This is a genomic window from Mycobacterium sp. ST-F2 (assembly GCF_001905655.1).
Taxonomy (GTDB): Bacteria; Actinomycetota; Actinomycetes; order Mycobacteriales; family Mycobacteriaceae; genus Mycobacterium.
Genome location: NZ_JMHT01000073.1, coordinates 21189 through 38529 on the forward strand (window position 1 = coordinate 21189; position 17341 = coordinate 38529).

Annotated in this window: 20 protein-coding genes; 14 read left to right on the plus strand and 6 right to left on the minus strand. The window is 68.4% G+C overall.

The window, feature by feature from the left end; all coding sequences use genetic code 11:
* Positions 1–4 precede the first annotated feature (4 nt).
* Positions 5–1015 carry a zinc-dependent alcohol dehydrogenase gene (locus tag EB75_RS24175; protein ID WP_073697799.1) on the minus strand — a complete coding sequence of 337 codons (1011 nt, stop codon included), beginning with the start codon at positions 1013–1015 and terminating at the stop codon, positions 5–7.
* Positions 1012–1902, minus strand: a complete 891-nt coding sequence (locus EB75_RS24180; protein ID WP_073697800.1) for an IclR family transcriptional regulator — start codon at positions 1900–1902, stop codon at positions 1012–1014. The genes EB75_RS24175 and EB75_RS24180 overlap by 4 nt, the downstream gene beginning before the upstream one ends.
* Positions 1903–1960: 58 nt before the next feature.
* Here EB75_RS24180 and EB75_RS24185 point away from each other — a divergent pair, with 58 nt between their 5' ends.
* The 5 genes from EB75_RS24185 to EB75_RS24205 are packed head-to-tail and all read left to right on the plus strand — an operon-like array spanning position 1961 to position 6575.
* Positions 1961–3232, plus strand: a complete 1272-nt coding sequence (locus tag EB75_RS24185; RefSeq protein ID WP_073697801.1) for a sulfotransferase family protein — start codon at positions 1961–1963, stop codon at positions 3230–3232.
* Positions 3233–3239: 7 nt separating this feature from the next.
* Complete coding sequence (locus tag EB75_RS24190; protein ID WP_073697900.1) at positions 3240–4490, plus strand: MBL fold metallo-hydrolase; 1251 nt, start codon at positions 3240–3242, stop codon at positions 4488–4490.
* Positions 4487–5236: an SDR family NAD(P)-dependent oxidoreductase gene (locus EB75_RS24195; protein WP_073697802.1), complete on the plus strand. Its 750-nt coding sequence runs from the start codon at positions 4487–4489 to the stop codon at positions 5234–5236. Before EB75_RS24190 ends, EB75_RS24195 begins: the two co-directional genes overlap by 4 nt.
* Positions 5237–5238: 2 nt before the next feature.
* Positions 5239–6183: an LLM class flavin-dependent oxidoreductase gene (locus tag EB75_RS24200; RefSeq protein ID WP_073697901.1), complete on the plus strand. Its 945-nt coding sequence runs from the start codon at positions 5239–5241 to the stop codon at positions 6181–6183.
* An 11-nt stretch (positions 6184–6194) separates the two neighbouring features.
* Entirely contained in the window at positions 6195–6575 is a 381-nt protein-coding gene (locus tag EB75_RS24205; protein ID WP_073697803.1) for a nuclear transport factor 2 family protein, read from the plus strand.
* Between the two features lie 10 nt (positions 6576–6585).
* Here EB75_RS24205 and EB75_RS24210 read toward each other — a convergent pair whose 3' ends face one another.
* Both EB75_RS24210 and EB75_RS24215 read right to left on the minus strand, forming a co-directional pair.
* The gene (locus EB75_RS24210; protein ID WP_073697804.1) at positions 6586–7197 is read right to left on the minus strand and encodes a class I SAM-dependent methyltransferase; all 612 of its coding nucleotides are present in this window, start codon (positions 7195–7197) and stop codon (positions 6586–6588) included.
* On the minus strand, positions 7194–7619 hold the full coding sequence (locus EB75_RS24215; RefSeq protein ID WP_073697902.1) for a pyridoxamine 5'-phosphate oxidase family protein: 426 nt from the start codon (positions 7617–7619) through the stop codon (positions 7194–7196). Before EB75_RS24215 ends, EB75_RS24210 begins: the two co-directional genes overlap by 4 nt.
* Before the next feature lie 130 nt (positions 7620–7749).
* On the opposite strand from EB75_RS24215, the gene EB75_RS24220 reads away from it, so the two are divergent.
* From EB75_RS24220 to EB75_RS24240, 5 genes are all read left to right on the plus strand, one after another.
* A complete protein-coding gene (locus tag EB75_RS24220) occupies positions 7750–8766 on the plus strand; it encodes a VWA domain-containing protein (RefSeq protein ID WP_073697805.1) in 1017 nt (338 codons plus the stop codon).
* 21 nt (positions 8767–8787) lie between these two features.
* The gene (locus EB75_RS24225) at positions 8788–9780 is read left to right on the plus strand and encodes an LLM class F420-dependent oxidoreductase (protein ID WP_073697806.1); all 993 of its coding nucleotides are present in this window, start codon (positions 8788–8790) and stop codon (positions 9778–9780) included.
* Positions 9781–9785: 5 nt separating this feature from the next.
* The gene (locus EB75_RS24230) at positions 9786–10508 is read left to right on the plus strand and encodes a YqjF family protein (RefSeq protein ID WP_073697807.1); all 723 of its coding nucleotides are present in this window, start codon (positions 9786–9788) and stop codon (positions 10506–10508) included.
* 83 nt (positions 10509–10591) lie between these two features.
* The gene (locus EB75_RS24235; protein ID WP_073697808.1) at positions 10592–10978 is read left to right on the plus strand and encodes a hypothetical protein; all 387 of its coding nucleotides are present in this window, start codon (positions 10592–10594) and stop codon (positions 10976–10978) included.
* A 47-nt stretch (positions 10979–11025) separates the two neighbouring features.
* Positions 11026–11364, plus strand: a complete 339-nt coding sequence (locus EB75_RS24240) for a cupin domain-containing protein (RefSeq protein ID WP_073697809.1) — start codon at positions 11026–11028, stop codon at positions 11362–11364.
* Here EB75_RS24240 and EB75_RS24245 read toward each other — a convergent pair.
* A complete protein-coding gene (locus EB75_RS24245) occupies positions 11361–13010 on the minus strand; it encodes a DNA repair helicase XPB (protein WP_073697810.1) in 1650 nt (549 codons plus the stop codon). The two genes, EB75_RS24240 and EB75_RS24245, sit on opposite strands and share 4 nt — an antisense overlap.
* Positions 13011–13233: 223 nt before the next feature.
* A complete protein-coding gene (locus EB75_RS24250; RefSeq protein ID WP_073697811.1) occupies positions 13234–15471 on the minus strand; it encodes a helicase-associated domain-containing protein in 2238 nt (745 codons plus the stop codon).
* Positions 15472–15562: 91 nt separating this feature from the next.
* On the opposite strand from EB75_RS24250, the gene EB75_RS24255 reads away from it, so the two are divergent.
* Genes EB75_RS24255 through EB75_RS24270 form a run of 4 tightly spaced genes read left to right on the plus strand, consistent with a single transcriptional unit; the run spans position 15563 to position 17119 of the window.
* On the plus strand, positions 15563–15748 hold the full coding sequence (locus EB75_RS24255) for a hypothetical protein (protein ID WP_142239794.1): 186 nt from the start codon (positions 15563–15565) through the stop codon (positions 15746–15748).
* 41 nt (positions 15749–15789) lie between these two features.
* Entirely contained in the window at positions 15790–16224 is a 435-nt protein-coding gene (gene moaC / locus EB75_RS24260) for a cyclic pyranopterin monophosphate synthase MoaC (protein ID WP_286150312.1), read from the plus strand.
* A complete protein-coding gene (locus tag EB75_RS24265) occupies positions 16221–16700 on the plus strand; it encodes a MogA/MoaB family molybdenum cofactor biosynthesis protein (RefSeq protein WP_073697813.1) in 480 nt (159 codons plus the stop codon). The genes moaC and EB75_RS24265 overlap by 4 nt, the downstream gene beginning before the upstream one ends.
* The gene (locus EB75_RS24270; protein WP_073697814.1) at positions 16697–17119 is read left to right on the plus strand and encodes a molybdenum cofactor biosynthesis protein MoaE; all 423 of its coding nucleotides are present in this window, start codon (positions 16697–16699) and stop codon (positions 17117–17119) included. Before EB75_RS24265 ends, EB75_RS24270 begins: the two co-directional genes overlap by 4 nt.
* The last annotated feature ends 222 nt before the right edge of the window (positions 17120–17341 follow it).

A 17341-nucleotide genomic window follows, 5' to 3' on the forward strand; every position in this document is an offset into this window, starting at 1 on the left:
CCGCTCAGTCGAAGACGACGACGATCTTGTCGGCGGCGCCGGGCGTCGAGGCCGTCGCCAGGGCCTCATTGACCCGATCGAACGGGATGGTGTGGCTGACGATGCGCGCGTACTTCTGCCAGTTGGCGACGAGATCGCTTGTAACGTCGAAGATTTCGTCGGGGTAGCCCAGGGATCCCAGGATGGTGATCTCATTGCTCATCAGGGACAGGAAGTCGACCGGGACGGGCGCTTTGTGCACGGCCACCACGCCGATGGTCGCGCCCCGCTTCGCCATGGTCACCGCGCTCTCGATGACGGCGGGGACGCCCGCGGCGTCGAGGTAGATGTCGGTGTCGGCCTTGCCGGGGAACATCGCCGCGCCCGTGCCGTGCAGCTCGACAAGTCGCGCGGCAAGGTTCTCCTCAGCGGAATTGATGACGGCGTCGGCGCCGATCTCCAGTGCCGTCTCGAGTCGGGACGAGATGATGTCAGCGACGACGACATGTTGCACACCAAGGGATTTGAGCGCCAGGACCGCGCCGAGGCCGATGGGCCCGGCGCCGAAGATGAGCACCTTGTCAGTGGGCTTGGGGTGGCAGCGGTTGACGGCGTGCCGGGCGACGGCCATCGGCTCGTTGAGCGCGGCCACCTCGAACGGGATGTGGTCGGGGATGACCTCGAGATGTGTGCCGCGGACCGCGTCGGTGAGGAGCAGGTACTCGGCGAGGGCGCCGCGTCCGCCGCCGTTGCCGATGATGTCTCCAGGGGTGGCCATGGGGTCGACGACGACGTGGTCGCCGACGGCCAGGTCTGTCACCTCCGCGCCGACCGCGACGATCTCGCCGGCGGGTTCGTGCCCGAGCGGCATGCGGCCGTGGTGCGGCGGCAGCCCGCCGATGGCGATGTAGAGCGCGTCGCTGCCGCAGATACCGCAGGCGCGAATCTTCACCAGCACGTCGTGCGGGCCGACCTCGGGTCGGTCCACCTCGATGACATCTGTTGTCCCAGTGCCGGTTACGACTGCTGCCTTCATGATCCGACTCCATGTTGTTCGATGCGGCGGGCCGCGGCGGAAACCTGGGCGCCGATGTCGGTGACCTGGGCCTCGGTGAGTGCGGAGAACGGCGCCGCGCTCACCGACATGGTCACCAGCCCATCGGCGTCCCGGACCGGCGCGGCGATGGTGGCGATCTGGTGGGGGCCCGAGTCGTCGAGTTCACCGGGCAGGTAGTCGACGAGCGTGAGGTCGGCGAACGACCAGGCCAGGCGCCGGGTGATGGCGTCGGGTTCGCCGTCGATCGCCAGGGCGCGCAGCGCCGAATAGACCCGGATGTACTCGGGGCTCAGTCGCTCGATCACGTAGCCGCGGCGCCGTGTCTCCTGCAGTACCGCGGCCAGGCGTTTGCGCAGTTGCGTGGCCGGTTGGCCTGCGCCCAGCCACACCTGTTGTGCCGATTCCGCGGCCCAGGCGACATAGTCGCGGCCGAAGGGCGCGACGAGCGGGACGCGGAAGCCGGGGCCGAGGCTTGGTGCTGTGAGGGATTCGCCGACGGTGTCGACGATCTGCAGTGACGCCCCGTCACGTCGGACCAGAAGAACTTGCGTACCAATGGATTCGGACAACTCAGCCAACACCGGCCGGAACGCGCGATTGTTCGACGGGCGGCCCAGCGCCGCGATTGCCGGCCCGCAGGAATAACCCGCGCTCGCCTCGTCGCGCAGAACCCATTGGTGCGCAGCAAGAGTCGTGAGGATGGCGTGTCCGGTGGCGCGGCTGATGTCGAGTCGGCGGGTGATGTCGGCGAGGGAGAACGAGCGGTCGGGCTCGGCGGCGAGCAGCTGCATCACCGCGATCACGCGTTCGGTCGGAGGTGATGGCACTTGACTGGCAACGTCGGGCGCGTCTACCTTCGGTGTCATACTTTCGAACAGTACGTCGAATATTCGACAGTGACAAGTCCGATCTGAGGAGTGGTCAATGGCGAGCGCCCCGGGCAACACTGACGTCGTCGACATCGACGACCTGGTCGCACCGCGGCTCACCGACATCCAGCGGCAGATTCTGGAACACACCGAATCGCAACGCATCGAACTGGACATCGAGACGATGCTCGCCGAGGCGGTGGCTCAGGCCGGGGTCGACGATCTGGCTGACACCGACGGCTTCGGTGACCGCTTGGCGGCCCACGTCGCCGCCATCGAGGCCGACGAGGGCCTGCGGCAGCTGACCCGGATGACGTTGCGGAACAGGATCATTCGCCTGTTGCGCAACCGGCTGTCGCTGACCGAGCTGCTCAAGCGTCATCCCGAGATCGAGGCCATCGAGATCGAGCGGCCCCTCATCGTCGTCGGGATGCCGCGCTCGGGCACCACGCACCTGGTGAACCTCATCGCCGCCGATCCGGGCCGACGGGCGTTGCCGTACTGGGAGAGTCAGGAGCCCATCCCGGCGCCGGGGCAGGGGCCCGACATCCACGGTGTCGACCCGCGCTACGCCCGCGCGAAAGCCGAACACGATGCCATGATGGCCACCACCCCGCTGGTGGCCGCCATGCACGACCGATTCCCCGAGGCCATCGAGGAAGAGGTCGAGGTCCTCGACCTGGACCTGGCCTCGTATGTATTGGAATGGCATGCGCGCGTGCCGGATTGGCGCGACTACTACCTGGCACTCGACCAGACTCGGCACTACGCCTACCTCAAGAAGGTGCTGCAGGCGCTGACGTTCCTGCGCGGACCCCGTACCTGGGTGCTCAAGAGCCCGCAGCATTCCGAGCAACTCGGTCCGCTGATGGCGACCTTCCCCGACGCCGTCGTGGCCTTCACGCACCGCGATCCCGTCGCGGTGATCCAGTCCGCGGTCACCATGATCGCGTACGGCGACCGGATGCGCCGCACGAGCATCGACCCGGCGGGGCTGATCGAGTACTGGGCCGACCGCGTGCACCGCCTGCTCAGCGCGGGCGTGCGCGACCGTGAACTGGTACCCGCCGACCGGAGTATCGACATCGGCTTCCACGACCTCAATGGCAACGAAATGCCGCTGCTGGAACGGCTGTACGCGGCCGGCGGGATCGAGCTGACCGGCAAGGCGCGCAAGGGCTTCCAGCGGTATCTGGACGGCAATCCGCGCGGTAAACACGGTCGGATCCGCTATGACCTGCAGGGCCATTTCGGCGTTTCGCCCGACGAGCTGCGGCGCCGATTCGATTTCTACTTCGACCGGTTCGACGTCCGGCCCGAGAACTGAGGAGCCACTGATGGAACCGATCTACCGCAGCCGGCCCGGCGCCGAGGAGATGCTGCCCGCGACCGCCGAGGCCGCCGAGCAGGTCGCTCCCGGCGTGTGGTGCTCGCCCGGCCTGTCGAACTCCTACCTGCTGACCACCGACGACGGCCGGGTGGTCATCAACAGCGGCATGGGTTTTGAAGGGCCGGTGCACCGCGCCAACTTCGACGCCGTCGACTCCTCGCCGGTCCGCTACGTCATCTTCACGCAGGGGCACGTCGACCATGTCGGTGGCCTGAACAGCGTGCGCGATGCCGACACTCAGGTTGTCGCCCAGGCGAACTGGACGACGTGGCGCGACGACAACAACCGGCTGATCCCGTACCGCGCGAGCCGCAGCGCCTTCGCCTTCAGCGACACACTGGCCACCGGTGTCCGCCGGATTCAGCAACGGCTGGGCACCAAACATCTTGCCGGGCAGAGCGTGCCCGCCGTCGACATCGAATTCGAGGACACCCTGACCCTCGAGGTCGGTGGACGCCGACTGGAGCTCATCTCGGTGCCCGGCGGCGAGACCACCGACTCGCTGGTGGTCTGGCTGCCCGACGAGCGAATCTGCTTGGCCGGGAACATCTTCGGTGCGCTCTTCGGGCACATCCCCAACCTGGTGACGATGCGCGGCGACCGGTACCGCGATGCACTGACCGTCATCGCGTCCATAGAGCGCGTACGCGCGCTGCAGCCTGAACTGCTGCTGACAGGGCATTTCGGGCCGATCGCCGGGGCGGACCTGATCGAGGCCGAACTCACGCGGCTGCGCAACGCCGTCGAGTACATCCACGACGCGACCGTCGCCGGGATGAACGCCGGCAAGGAAGTTCGGACCTTGATGCGCGAGATCACCCTGCCCGCCGAGCTCGAAGTGGGGCAGGGCTACGGCAAGGTGGCCTGGGATGTGCGGGCCGTCTGGGAGAACTACTCCGGCTGGTTCCATCACCGGTCCACCACCGAGCTGTACCCCGTCGGACCCGACGCGGTCACCGCGGACATCGTCGAACTGGCGGGGGCCGACGCGCTGGTCGCGAGGGCCGGCAAGCACCTGGACGCCGGCCGCCCGCTGGAGGCGATTCACTTGGCCGAGCTGGTCGGCCCGGACGATCCGGGCGCACGCGAGGTACTGCGGCGGGCCCACGAAGCGCTGCTGGACGACAGCAGCAACTTCTGGGAAAGCGCTTGGCTCAGAAACGTTCTCAACAAACTCGCAGAGGGGCAGAAATGACCGCACGCGTCACCTTCGACTTCACCGGAACCTCGGTTCTGGTCACCGGCGGCACCAGCGGTATCGGTCACGCTACCGCGACGTTGTTCCGCGACGCCGGAGCCGACGTCACCATCACCGGCACCAAACCCGCGGCGACGGACTATGAGACCGACCTGTCCGGGATGACGTACCGACAGTTGCAGATCACCGACGCCGACTCGGTGAACGCGCTGGCCGCGCAGTTCGACCGGCTCGACGTCCTGGTCAACAATGCGGGCGCGAACTTCCCTGGCGGACTTGATGAGTCGCAGCCCGACGGCTTCGACGCGTCGGTGGCGGTGAACCTCACCGCGCCGTACCGGCTGACCGTGGGGCTTTACAAAGCGCTGAAGGCGTCGACCGCGGCCGGCGGTGCCAGCGTCGTCAACCTGGCGTCGATGTCGGCGCTGCGGGCGGTGCCGCTGGTACCCGGTTACGGTGCCGCCAAAGCCGGGATCATCGGCATCACCCGCAATCTCGCCGTCAAGTGGGCCGACAAGGGCATCCGCGTCAACGCCGTGGCGCCCGGGGTGATCGACACCCCGATGACCGCGCCCATGAAGTTCGCGCAGCAACTGGTGGACGCCGAACTGGCCCATGTGCCGTTGCGGCGCTTCGGATCCGTCAACGAGATCGCGCCGACCATCGCGTTCCTGTGTACCGAGCAGAGCGCCTACACCTCGGGCGCGCTCTTCGTCGTCGACGGCGCGTCGGACTGCGTGTGACCATGCTGACCGTTTTGCGGTTCAATTTCGCGTCCCCGCAAGGAAATCCACGCACGCGGGGTAAGTTGCTCTCTGCCGCACTGGAAATGGCGCAGTGGGGTGAGTCCAGGGGCATCACCTCGGTGAGCGTCGACGAACACCACGCGACCGGGCACGGCTGGAGCAGCAACCCGATCCTGGCGGCGTCCATGTTCCTGGCCCGGACGTCGAAGCTGGTGGCCAGTGTGGACTGCGCGCTCGGGCCGCTGTGGCACCCGGTGCGGATGGCCGAGGACATCGCGCTGGTGGACAACATGAGCCGCGGGCGGCTGTTCACGACCGTCGGCCTCGGCTACCGCGAATGCGAATACGACGCGCTGGGAGTGGATTTCAGTCGGCGGGGCAAGCTTCTGGACGACCTCATCACACGGATGCTGGCAGTCTGGGCCGAGAACGGCACCTGGACCCGGCCGCATCCCATGCTGTTCGTCGGCGGTGGGGTCAAGGCGACGGCACAGCGCGCGGCGCGGTTCGGGCTGCCGCTGAGCCTGGTCGACCATCTGCCGGAGGTCGCCGATCACTATCGAGAGTTGTGCGCCGAGAACGGTATGACGCCGTTCGTGATGATGCCCGGAGAAATCAACCGCGGCATGATCTATCTGCACGAGGACCCCGACCAGGCCTGGGTCGAACTCGGCGAACACATCCTCTGGGAGGCCGTCACCTACGGCGGCTGGTCCGCGGAAAGCCGTTCCCTCATGCACATTCCGGGCGTGCAGACCATCGACGAGGTGCGGGCGTCGGGCAAGTACCGCTTCCTCACGCCGGAACAGCTGATCGCCGAGGTCCGCGGCGCCGATCAGTACGGCCCTCTCGTCATCCATCCGTTGGTCGGTGGCATGCCCGTCGACGCCGCGTGGAAGTCCGTCGAATTGCTCACCGAGAAAGTGCTGCCCGCACTGACCTAGGAGGTAGTCCCATGGCATCTGTCGAACAGATTCAGAACGTTGTCGCGCGGTACGTCGAACTGCTGTCGGCACGCCAACCCGAGACGATCGTCGATCTCTTCGCTGACAACGCGACCATCGAGGATCCTGTCGGCACCGAACCCAAGACCGGCCGTCAGACCCTGATCGACTTCTACACGGTGCTCGCGTCGATGGACGAGATCGACGTCGAACTCCTGTGGAGCAAGGTCGCCGCCGACACCGCGGTGTTCTCGTTCGAACTCCGCAGCGGCGCCGGCGGCCACCGCTTCGAACTCCGCCCCGTCGACATCATGATCTTCGACGACGACGCGAAGATCGTCAGCCTGCGCGCGGTGTTCGACCCGGCCACCGACATCACGCCCATTTCCTGACCGCGGGTACTCAGGTGCGGCGCCGCACGAAGTGGTAGTACCGCGCCGGGTTCTTGCCGCCCCGGTCAAGCCCCGGTTCATTACCGCTGGACAGCAGCGTCCATCCGAGGGCGAACCGCCGCTTCACCTCGTCGGGGTCGATGCCGGGCACCCCGAAGGAGGCGCCCGGGACAAACGCGACGATCAGCAGCCGCGCGTCGGGGGCGGCCACCGCCGTCACCTCGCCGACGTAGGCGTCGCGGTCGTCGGCGCTCATGCCGTGCAGGCACCCGTTGTCGACGATCAGATTGAAATTCGCGCCGATGCCCTGCCCGGTCAGGCGGGTGGCGTCGGCCTGGTCGAACCGCACCGCGCCGGGCGCGGAGGCGTCCCGCTTGGCGGCTTTGGCCCGGGCCTTCTGCACTGCCGTCGCGACGTAGTCGATGCCGGTGACGTCCCAGCCGAGCCCGGCCAGATACAGCGCGTTGTCGCCCGTGCCGCAACCGATGTCCAGCGCGGTGCCCGGCGTCAGGGCGGTAGCGCCCTCGACCAGCTCACGCAGACTCGACGCGAGCGGGTGGCCGTCCCACGGGGTGAATCCGAGTCGGTAGAAGACCCGGAACAGGCGCTGCCTGGAACTCACAACGCTCCGAGGTCCGCCGACAGCCAGTGCTTCGGGTCGACGGTGACGGTCACGCTGGCGCCGTGCTCGCGCCGCGCCATCTCCAGATAGGCCGGGGCCTTCTCCTTACCGAGGTACCGTTCGGCCATCTCGACCAGCTGCTCGTCGGTGCCCGGCTCGATGCTGAGCACCGGACCGTCGACCGCGACGTAGCGGACCGTCGGCTCGAGGCGTTCGGCCATCAGCGACAGGTGCCCTGCCGCCTCGATCAGCTTGTGTTTGCGGGAGTCGAGGCCCGTCAGCAGCCACAGCTTGCCGCCGGGCGTGTACTGGTACCAGATGGGCACCGTCAGGGGACCACGGTCCGCGCCGGCGTTGACCGACAGTGCCCCGATGTGTGGTTCGGCCAGAAACTGTTCGCGTTCATCCTTGGAAAGCGCCATGAATCCAACGTAGCGAAAATAGGTGACGCTGCAGAGGCCATCGGCATCGGAGAACCGCACCCGTCCGCGTCGGTACGATTGCCCCATATCGGTCTGAGCGATCGACGTCGAACGCAACGGAGAGTGCCTGTTGGAGATCCCCTTTATCGGGCCACTGACGCTGTCCGGGTTCTCCAGTGCCTGGTTCTTCCTGTATCTCATCGCGGTCGTCGGCGCCGTCGCCATCTACCTGCTGCTGCGCAAGGCCCGCCGGAAGCGCGTGCTGCGGTTCGCCAACACCGAGCTGTTGGAGCAGGTCGTCGCGGCCCGTCCGAAGACCCGCTCGCGGTGGCGGCATGTGCCCGCGGTGCTGCTGGTGATCTCCCTGGTGCTGCTCACCACCGCCATGGCCGGGCCGACCCACGACATCCGGATTCCGCGCAACCGCGCCGTCGTCATGCTCGTCATCGACGTCTCCGAGTCGATGATCGCCACCGACGTCAAACCCAGCCGCATCGAGGCCGCGAAAAGCGCCGGTAAGACGTTCGTGAAGGGCCTGACCAACGGCATCAGCGTCGGCCTGGTCCAGTTCTCCTCGAGCGCCACCATGCTGGTGGCGCCGACCAGTGACCACGACGTCGTCGCACGGACCATCGACACCCTCGAACCCTCACCCCGCACCGCGACCGGTGAGGGCATCTTCACGGCGTTGCAGGCCATCGCCACCCTCGACGCCGTGATGGGTGGCGGTGACGGCCCGCCGCCGGCGCACATCGTGTTGATGTCGGACGGCAAAGAGACTGTCCCGGCCGACCCGAACGACCCCCGCGGCGCGCTGACCGCGGCGCGGGCCGCCAAGGACCAGGACGTCGTCATCTCGACCATCTCGTTCGGCACCCCGTCGGGCGTCATCACCTACGAGGGCCAGGAAGTGCCGGTCCCCACCGACGACCTGTCGCTGCAGAAGATCGCGAAGGTGACCGGCGGCGAGTCGTTCCGCGCCGAGACCCTCGATCAGCTGACCCGCGTCTACGCCAACCTGCAGGAGCAGATCGGGTACCAGACCATCCGTGGCGACGCCAGCGGCAGCTGGACCCGCGTCGGGTTCTTCGTGTTGGTCCTGGCGCTGTTCGCGGGCCTGAAGATCAACAACCGCCTGCCGGGCTGATCAACGCCTAAAGTCGGGGCCATGCGCTTCGGACTGTTCATCCCGCAAGGCTGGCGTCTCGATCTGGTGGGCATCGCCCCGCAGGACCAATGGCAGGTGATGCGCGACCTCGCCGCCTACGCCGACGCCGGGCCGTGGGATTCCCTCTGGGTCTACGACCACTTCCACACCGTGCCGATGCCGACCGCGGAGGCGACGCACGAGGCATGGACGCTCATGGCGGCGTACGCGGCAACGACCTCCCGGATCAAGCTCGGCCAGATGTGTACGGCCATCAGCTACCGCAACCCGGCTTACCTGGCGAAGGTCGCCGCGACGACGGACATCATCTCGGGCGGCCGGGTGCAGATGGGCATCGGCGGTGGCTGGTACGAACACGAGTGGCGCGCCTACGGTTACGGCTTCCCATCGGCCGGCGTACGGCTGGCCCGGCTCGATGAGGGCGTGCAGATCATGCGCACCGCCTGGCGCGACGGCGTGGTGAGTTTCGACGGCAGGCACTACCAGGTCGACGGCGCCATCGTGCAGCCCACGCCGTTGCAGGACAAGGGCATTCCGTTGTGGATCGCCGGCGGCGGCGAGAAGGTGACGCTGAAGATCGCCGCGAAGTACGCGCAGTACACCAACTTCACGTCCGAACCCGACGGCTTCGCGCACAAATCGGATGTGCTGCAACAACATTGCCGCGAGGTCGGCGCCGACTACGACGGCATCGTCCGCTCGGCCAACTTCAATGTGGTGCTCGGGGAGTCCGACGCGGACGTCGCGGCCCGCATAGGACGCATCCGGGAGCGTCAGGTCACGGTCGCGCACGAAGCCGCCGTCGACGCGATGGTCAAGAACCTGACGTCACCCGATTCGGCGTGTGGCACAACCGAACAGGTCATCTCGAAACTGCAGAAGCTCAAGGATCTGGGCTGCGGGTACGCGATCCTGTACTTTCCGGAGGCCGCGTACGACAGGTCGAGCATCGAGGCGTTCGAGCGCGACGTCATCCCCGCGCTCAGTGACTAGCCGGCGTGGACGGCTTCCTGGTCGACGCACCGCCGCTTCAGCCGCCGGTGTGGGTCGAACAGTTCTGGGGTGACCTCACCTTCCTGCACTGGCCTGTCGACCCGGCGAGTGTCGCGCACCTGTTTCCGCCAGGTACCGCGCCGGACGTCTTCACCGACGGGCTGACGTACGTCGGCCTGGTGCCGTTCGTCATGCACCGCTCGGCGGTGGCCGGCCGGATGCCGCTGCCGTATTTCGGGGCCTTCCCCGAAACCAATGTGCGGCTGTACTCGGTCGACGCCGCCGGCCGGCACGGCGTGCTGTTCCGGTCGCTGGAGACGACGCGGCTGGCGGTCGTGGGGGCGACGCGGCTCGGCATGGGTGTGCCCTACACCTGGGCCAAACTGCGCGTCACCCGCACCGGTGACCGGATCACCTACTCGGGCACGCGCCGGTGGCCCGAGCGGGGCCTGCGCACCCTGGCCGACGTCGCGATCGGTGCGCCCGTCGAACCCACCCCGCTGGAAGTCTGGCTGACGGCGCGGTGGGGCGCGCACACGCGCAAGGGCGGCCGGACGTGGTGGGTTCCCAACGAACATCCGACGTGGCCGCTGCGGCAGGCCGACGTCGTAGCGCTGAGTGACGAACTGGTGGCCGCCAGTGGTGTGGTGCCGGTGGGGCCGCCGTTGCGTGCGTTGTTCTCCCCGGGGGTGCCGGCCCGCTTCGGGCGGCCCGTCGTGCTCCGGTGAGCCTTTACTCGAAGGTGTCCGATTCCGGTCCGAAAAATGAACGGCTGGTAGCGCAAAGGTGTGGTCTCGGTGATCATTGCGCCATGTTGCCGACGATGCGCGAATCCGGACTCCGAGCCGGCGCGGTGCCGATCCCTTCCAATGCCGTGTCCACGCGGCGCACGGTCCGCCCCGGCGTCGTGAACGGCCGGCCGCGGGTCAATGCCGGTCCCGCTCCTGCGCACCGCGCCGACCTGGCGCAATCGCGCCTGTTCGCGGCCCTGCTGCTGGACGAGATCGCCGATCTCGAGGACCAGATGACGTTGGCGGAGCGGCGATCCCGGCGCGCTCAAACCATCACCGGGGCGACGTCGGAGCTACCGTCGGAGACGCTGCTCGCGCTGCGCCGCAGGCTCCTGGAGGTGCAGCGGATGCTCGACGCACTGCGTCGTCGCTTCCCTGGCGACGGGGATTCGCTGCGCGTGATTTAAACCGTCAAAGGGTTCCGGCGGGCATTGCTGAAGCGGATATTTGAACTATGGAGAAAATCTCGCTGACCGCCCTGGCGCGCCAGCATCTCGATATCGCGCGTGATGGAAATGGCGGGCGCAGCGCTCACACGGTCTTCGGCGGCCATGAGCACGCGTTGCGGCAGACGCTGATCGCTCTCGCCGACGGCAACGAGTTGGCCGAGCATGAGAGCCCCGGCGAGGCCACACTTCAGGTGCTGCAGGGCCGGGTGCGGCTGGTCGCCGAACAGGCCAGTTGGGACGGCATGGCGGGCGACTACATCACCATCCCGCTGACCCGCCACAGCCTGAAGGCGCTCGCCGATTCGGTGGTGCTGCTGACCGTGGTCAAACAGCCTGCGCGTTAGACAGCAGGTCCCAGCAGGTCGTCGGCGTCCTTGATGACGTAGCCGTAGCCCTGCTCGGCGAGGAAGCGCTGCCGGTGTGCGGCGTACTCGGCGTCGAGGCTGTCGCGGGAGACCACCGAGTAGAACACCGCGCCACCGCCGTCGGCCTTGGGGCGCAGCAGCCGGCCCAGGCGCTGGGCCTCTTCCTGTCGCGACCCGAACGTCCCCGAGACCTGAACGGCCACAGAGGCTTCCGGTAGGTCGATGGAGAAGTTCGCGACCTTCGACACCACCAGCGTGCGGATCTCGCCCGACCGGAATTTGTCGAACAGTTCCTCGCGCTCGGCATTCTTGGTCGAGCCCTGGATCACCGGGGAGTCCAGCTCCTGCCCGAGTTCCTCCAGCTGGTCCAGGTAGGCGCCGATCACCAGCGTCGGCTCATCGGGATGCCGGGCCAGGATGGACTTGACCACCGCGATCTTGGTGTGCGCCGTCGAGCACAGCTTGTAGCGCTCCTCGGGCTCGGCCGTCGCGTAGGTCATGCGCTCGTTCTCGGTCATGGTGACCCGGACCTCGACGCACTCGGCCGGCGCGATCCAGCCCTGGGCCTCGATGTCCTTCCACGGCGCGTCGTACCGCTTCGGGCCGATGAGGGAGAACACGTCGCCCTCGCGGCCGTCTTCGCGAATCAGGGTGGCGGTCAAGCCGAGTCGACGCCGGGACTGCAGATCGGCCGTCATCCGGAACACCGGCGCGGGCAGCAGGTGCACCTCGTCGTAGATGATCAGGCCCCAGTCGCGGCTGTCGAACAGCTCCAGGTGCTTGTACTCGCCCTTGGTGCGCCGGGTGATCACCTGGTACGTGGCGATGGTGACGGGCCGAATCTCCTTGCGCTCGCCGGAGTATTCGCCGATCTCCTCCTCGGTCAGCGACGTACGGGCGATCAGCTCGCGCTTCCACTGCCGGCCGGCGACGGTGTTGGTGACCAGGATCAGGGTCGTCGCCCCGGCTTTCGCCATCGCGGCAGCGCCCACCATCGTCTTGCCGGCGCCACACGGCAGGACCACGACGCCGGACCCGCCGGACCAGAACGAATCGGCGGCCAGCTCCTGGTAGTCGCGCAGCTTCCAGCCGTCCTGCTCGAGCGCGATCGGGTGCGCCTCGCCGTTCACGTAGCCCGCCAAATCCTCTGCGGGCCAGCCGATTTTCAGCAGCATCTGCTTCACGCGGCCGCGCTCGGACGGGTGGACGATGACGGTGTCGTCGTCGATCTGGGCACCCAGCATCGGGGTGATCTTCTTGTTCCGCAGTACCTCTGCGAGCACGGCGCGGTCCAGGCTCACGAGTGTCAGCCCGTGCGCCGGGTGCTTCACCAGCTGCAGGCGCCCGTAGCGGCCCATGGTGTCGACGATGTCGACCAGCAGCGGCTGCGGCACGGCGTAGCGGGAGAAGCTGACCAGAGCGTCGACGACCTGCTCGGCGTCGTGGCCCGCGGCGCGGGCATTCCACAACGCGAGCGGCGTGATGCGGTAGGTGTGCACGTGCTCGGGCGCGCGCTCCAGTTCGGCGAACGGCGCGATCGCCGCCCGCGCCGCCCCGGCCTGCTCGTGGTCGACCTCGAGCAGCACGGTCTTGTCCGACTGGACGATGAGCGGGCCCTCAGTCATCCGCGATCCACTTCGTTGCTCGCTGCCCAGTCATGCGCCATCCACTCCATCAATCGCTGCCCAGTCATGCGCGACCCACTCCGTTTCTCGCTCGCCGGCCATCCGATCCATTATCCAGACTCGGCCGACAGTCCCGACTGTGCAGCTAGATCGCTCCGCGGGCCGCATCGGCGGTCTGAGTGCACACTCGACGCCCAGGACAACAAGGACCTCGGCGTCCGCGTTATTCCGGCGCCACCACCGAGGTCACCCGGTGGATGGCGAATTCGCGGACCCGCCCGGCGGCCGGGTCGTAGGCCGTCAGCTGGCCGCCACGGACGTTCACCGGCGACACCACCCGCTGGGTGGCGACGCCGGCGGCGTCGACGTAGCCGATCACCACCGAGGCCTGTGTCAGCGCGGCGTCGGTCAGCAGGGAGATGGCGGCCGCCGGATCCAGCCGCTCGCCGCTGGTGCCGCGGCCGGTCTGGCGCAGCACGGCGACGATGGCGCCGAGCGTCTTCGCGTTCGGCGCCTGCGGATGACGGAAGGTGCGACGGTGCATCGGCATGGACACCCGGGCGCCGAGCGGGCGCAGGTCGACGATGGTGCCCGACCAATCCTCCGCGGCCGGGGCGAAGCCCGCGGTGCGCAGGCCGGCCAGCACGTCGGCGATCGGCGCGGGTGACACCGCGACAGTGGGTGCCAGGGCCCGCAGGCTCAGCTGCTCCAGAGTGGGGGAGGCCAGTGCCTGCGCCAACAGGGCCGGGTCTTCACACCGGATGAACGACGACGCCATGCCGACCCGCAGCTGCCCGTGCCGCCGCGCCACGTCGTCGATCAGGTAGGTGAGCCCCTGCGGCACCGGTGTTTTGGAGTGCCGGGCGAACAGGGTGTGGATTTCGCTGGCGGTCTTGCCGGTGTCCAGGGCGCGCCGGATGGACTGCTCACTGATGCGGTAGACCGTTGCCGCGCCGGCGGATTCGATGTCGGCGACGGTCGCCAGCTGGTCAGCGAGATCGCGTTCCAGCGGCCCGGGGACGACGACCGTCAGGTCGGCCTGCAACAGGAAATGGTCGATGGGGTCGGGCAGCGCCGCCGCCATCGCGGCCGTGACCTCTTCTTCGGGCGCACCCGCCAGCAGCAGCCGGATGGGTCCGGCAATGGCGCCGCGACCGACCATGCCCAAAGCATGTGCCTCGGTGAGCAATTCGTCGGTGGGCTCGGGCTGTAGCCGTGCGGTCCAGCGCGGCCGGCGCCACAGCATCGCGGCCGAGGCGGTGGCGGTGTCCATGGTGGTGCCCGGTGGCAGCTCGGCGAGCACCGTCAGCAGCAGCCGCCGATCCAGTGGCGCCGCCGACGAGTACAGCGAATTGGTCAGGGCTGCATAGGGTTTGCCGTCGGGTCCGCGCTTGCCGACCAGGCCGGGCCGGCACGGCAGGTCCAGCCAGGTGCCGGCCAGCAGGTACCACCGCGTCGCGGCGCTCGATTCGATGAAGCGATCCGCGCCCACGGTCGGCGCCCAGTAGGGGCCGTCGTCGTAGTCGTCGGAATCGGGCATGCCCGACGCGATCAGCGTGGCCGACGCGCACAACTCCAGGATCAGGGACAGCCGACCTTCGTCGATGCCGGTGACCTTGGTCAGACGTTTGGCGTCGCGCACCCCGAGGCCGCCGCTGCGCAATTCGGGAACGGGTGTGGCCGAAAGGGTTTCGAGGACCAGCTCGACCTCACGCAGCAGGTCGATGGCCGAGCCCGCGGCAGCCGCGTCGACGTCCTTCTCCTCCAGCACGGGAGTCGACGGTGTCGGCGGCGTCAACGTCGTCGGCCCGGGCGCCTGGCCCCGCAGCACCTGCGCGACCAGCCGCGGCAGGATCACCGTCTCGTCATCGATCCGGCGCAGCAGCCCGGCCGCGATGAGTTGCGGCACCGGGCGGTCGGCCGGAGTACTGGGCGCCGCATCCTTGGTGCGCCCGATCGGTGATCCGTCGGCCAGCCGCTCCAGCAGTTCCCGCTGCGGCGCGTCGATGCCGGCCAGCTTCCCGGCGATGCCGTCGCTGTCGGGGTCTTCCACCGTGACCTGACCCGGGTACCAGGGCAGCACCGACGCTGCCTCCGAGACCACCCGCACCGAGTCCCCGCCCCACACCAGGCCGCGGGCCCGCAGCTCGTCGAGCGCCGAGGTGACGACCTTCTTGGTGGCCCGCCCGGCCAGCAGTTTGAACAGCGCGCCGGTCGGCACGGCGATGCTGGAGGCTTGCAGCGTCAGCAGGGCGTCGAGCACCGCGAGCTGCAGAAAATCGAGATCGTCGGTCGCGGCCTTGACCGATTGCCGGGACTGGGCCCGGGCCGCCAGCGCCGACAGGGTTGCCGGCGGCGGTTGGGTGAGGTCGGGCCGGGCGCTGAGCAGCTGCACCAGCTGTGCGTCCGACATGTCGGCCAGCCAGGAGCCCAGCGGCACACCCGGGGATTCGTCGATCATTGCTGACCAGCGTAAAGCAGGTGACTTTGTCCTCCTCGCGTCCGGGACGCCCGGCCTCGCCAGCGGGCGCAGCGCCTGCCACAATGTCTGCGTGGCTGAGAAGAAGAAGAACCAGTACGTCGACAACGGCTGGCCCGAGGTGTCCGGTGACGACCACGCCGTGAGCGAGCTCGCAACGGACCGCACCGGCGCGCTGTCGCCTTTCGGCGAATTGGAGTTCCCGCTGCCGGCCGAGACGCTGCCGTACACGCACCCGGTCACCGTCGTCAACAAGTAGCCGTGGAGCTCTCGCACCTGGACGAATCGGGTGCGGCCCACATGGTGGATGTGTCCGCCAAGGACGCCACCCGGCGCACCGCCGTCGCGGCGGGCGTCCTGCACACCCGCGCCGACGTCGTCGACCTCATCACCAGCGGTGGCCTGCCCAAAGGCGACGCCCTCGCGACGGCCCGCGTCGCCGGCATCATGGCGGCCAAGCGCACCAGCGACCTGATCCCGCTGTGCCACCAGCTGGCGCTGACCAAGGTCGAGGTGGCCTTCGAAACCGGCGCGGGCGGCGACGCCATCGGCATCACCGCGACGGTGCGCACCACCGATCGCACCGGCGTTGAGATGGAGGCGCTCACCGCCGTCAGCGTCGCGGCGCTGACGCTGTACGACATGATCAAGGCCGTCGACCCGGCCGCGCGCATCGACGACATCCGGGTGTTGCGCAAGGAGGGCGGGAAGACCGGCCTCTGGGAACGAGCATGAGGCGCACCGCCCGTGTCGTCATCGCCTCCACCCGGGCCGCCGCCGGCGTGTACGAGGACCGCACCGGCCCGCTGATCGTCGCCTGGCTCGCTGAGCATGGGTTCGACGTGCCCGCGCCCGTCGTCGTCACTGACGGCGCACCGGTCGGTGCCGAACTCCGCCGCGCCATCGCCGACGACGTCGACGTCGTCCTCACCTCCGGAGGTACGGGCATCTCCCCGACCGACGCCACCCCGCAGGCCACCGTCGAGGTCCTTGACTACCAGATCCCCGGATTGGCCGACGCGATCCGCCGGTCCGGGCTGCCGCACGTCCCGACGTCGGTGCTGTCCCGCGGCGTCTGTGGCGTGGCCGGCCGGACGCTGATCGTCAACCTGCCGGGCTCGTCCGGGGGAGTCAAGGACGGGCTGGGCGTGCTTGCCGGGGTCCTGGACCACGCGCTTGACCAGCTGAGTGGAAAGGACCATGCCGGGTGATCGTGCTGCGTGCCGACCTCAGCGAATCGCCGATCGACGTCGCCTCCCATGAGGCGCTGGTCGACCACAGTGCCGCGGGCGCCGTCGTGAGCTTCGCCGGCGTCGTGCGCAATCACGACGGCGGCCGCGGGGTGACGCGGCTGGAGTACTCGGCGCACCCGTCGGCCGCGCAGGTCCTCGCCGAGGTCGCTGCCGACGTCGCCGCGGCCTCCGAAGGCGTGCGGGCCATCGCTGTCAGCCACCGCATCGGCGTCCTCAACATCGGCGACGCCGCCCTCGTTGCGGCGGTATCTGCCGACCATCGCGCTGCGGCGTTCCGGACCTGCGCGCTGCTGGTCGACACCGTCAAGGAGCGGCTGCCGGTGTGGAAGCACCAGTTCTTCACCGACGGCACCGAGGAGTGGGTCGGCTCGGCCTGAACTGAGCTGGCCGGGCTCGGCGGAGCGCGGTTCATGCCGCAGACGTTCGGCGTGTCGCCTCTCCTGCGGCACTTGCGATTTCGGCCAGTCAACTTCGGTGGCTCTTCTGACCAACATGTGGGTCTTCATCCACTGGGTCAGCGAAGCTGACGCTGTATCAGCGAGCAGTGCTGAACACAATGTGACCCTGACAGCGCCGTCACGGATGCATTTCACATGAAC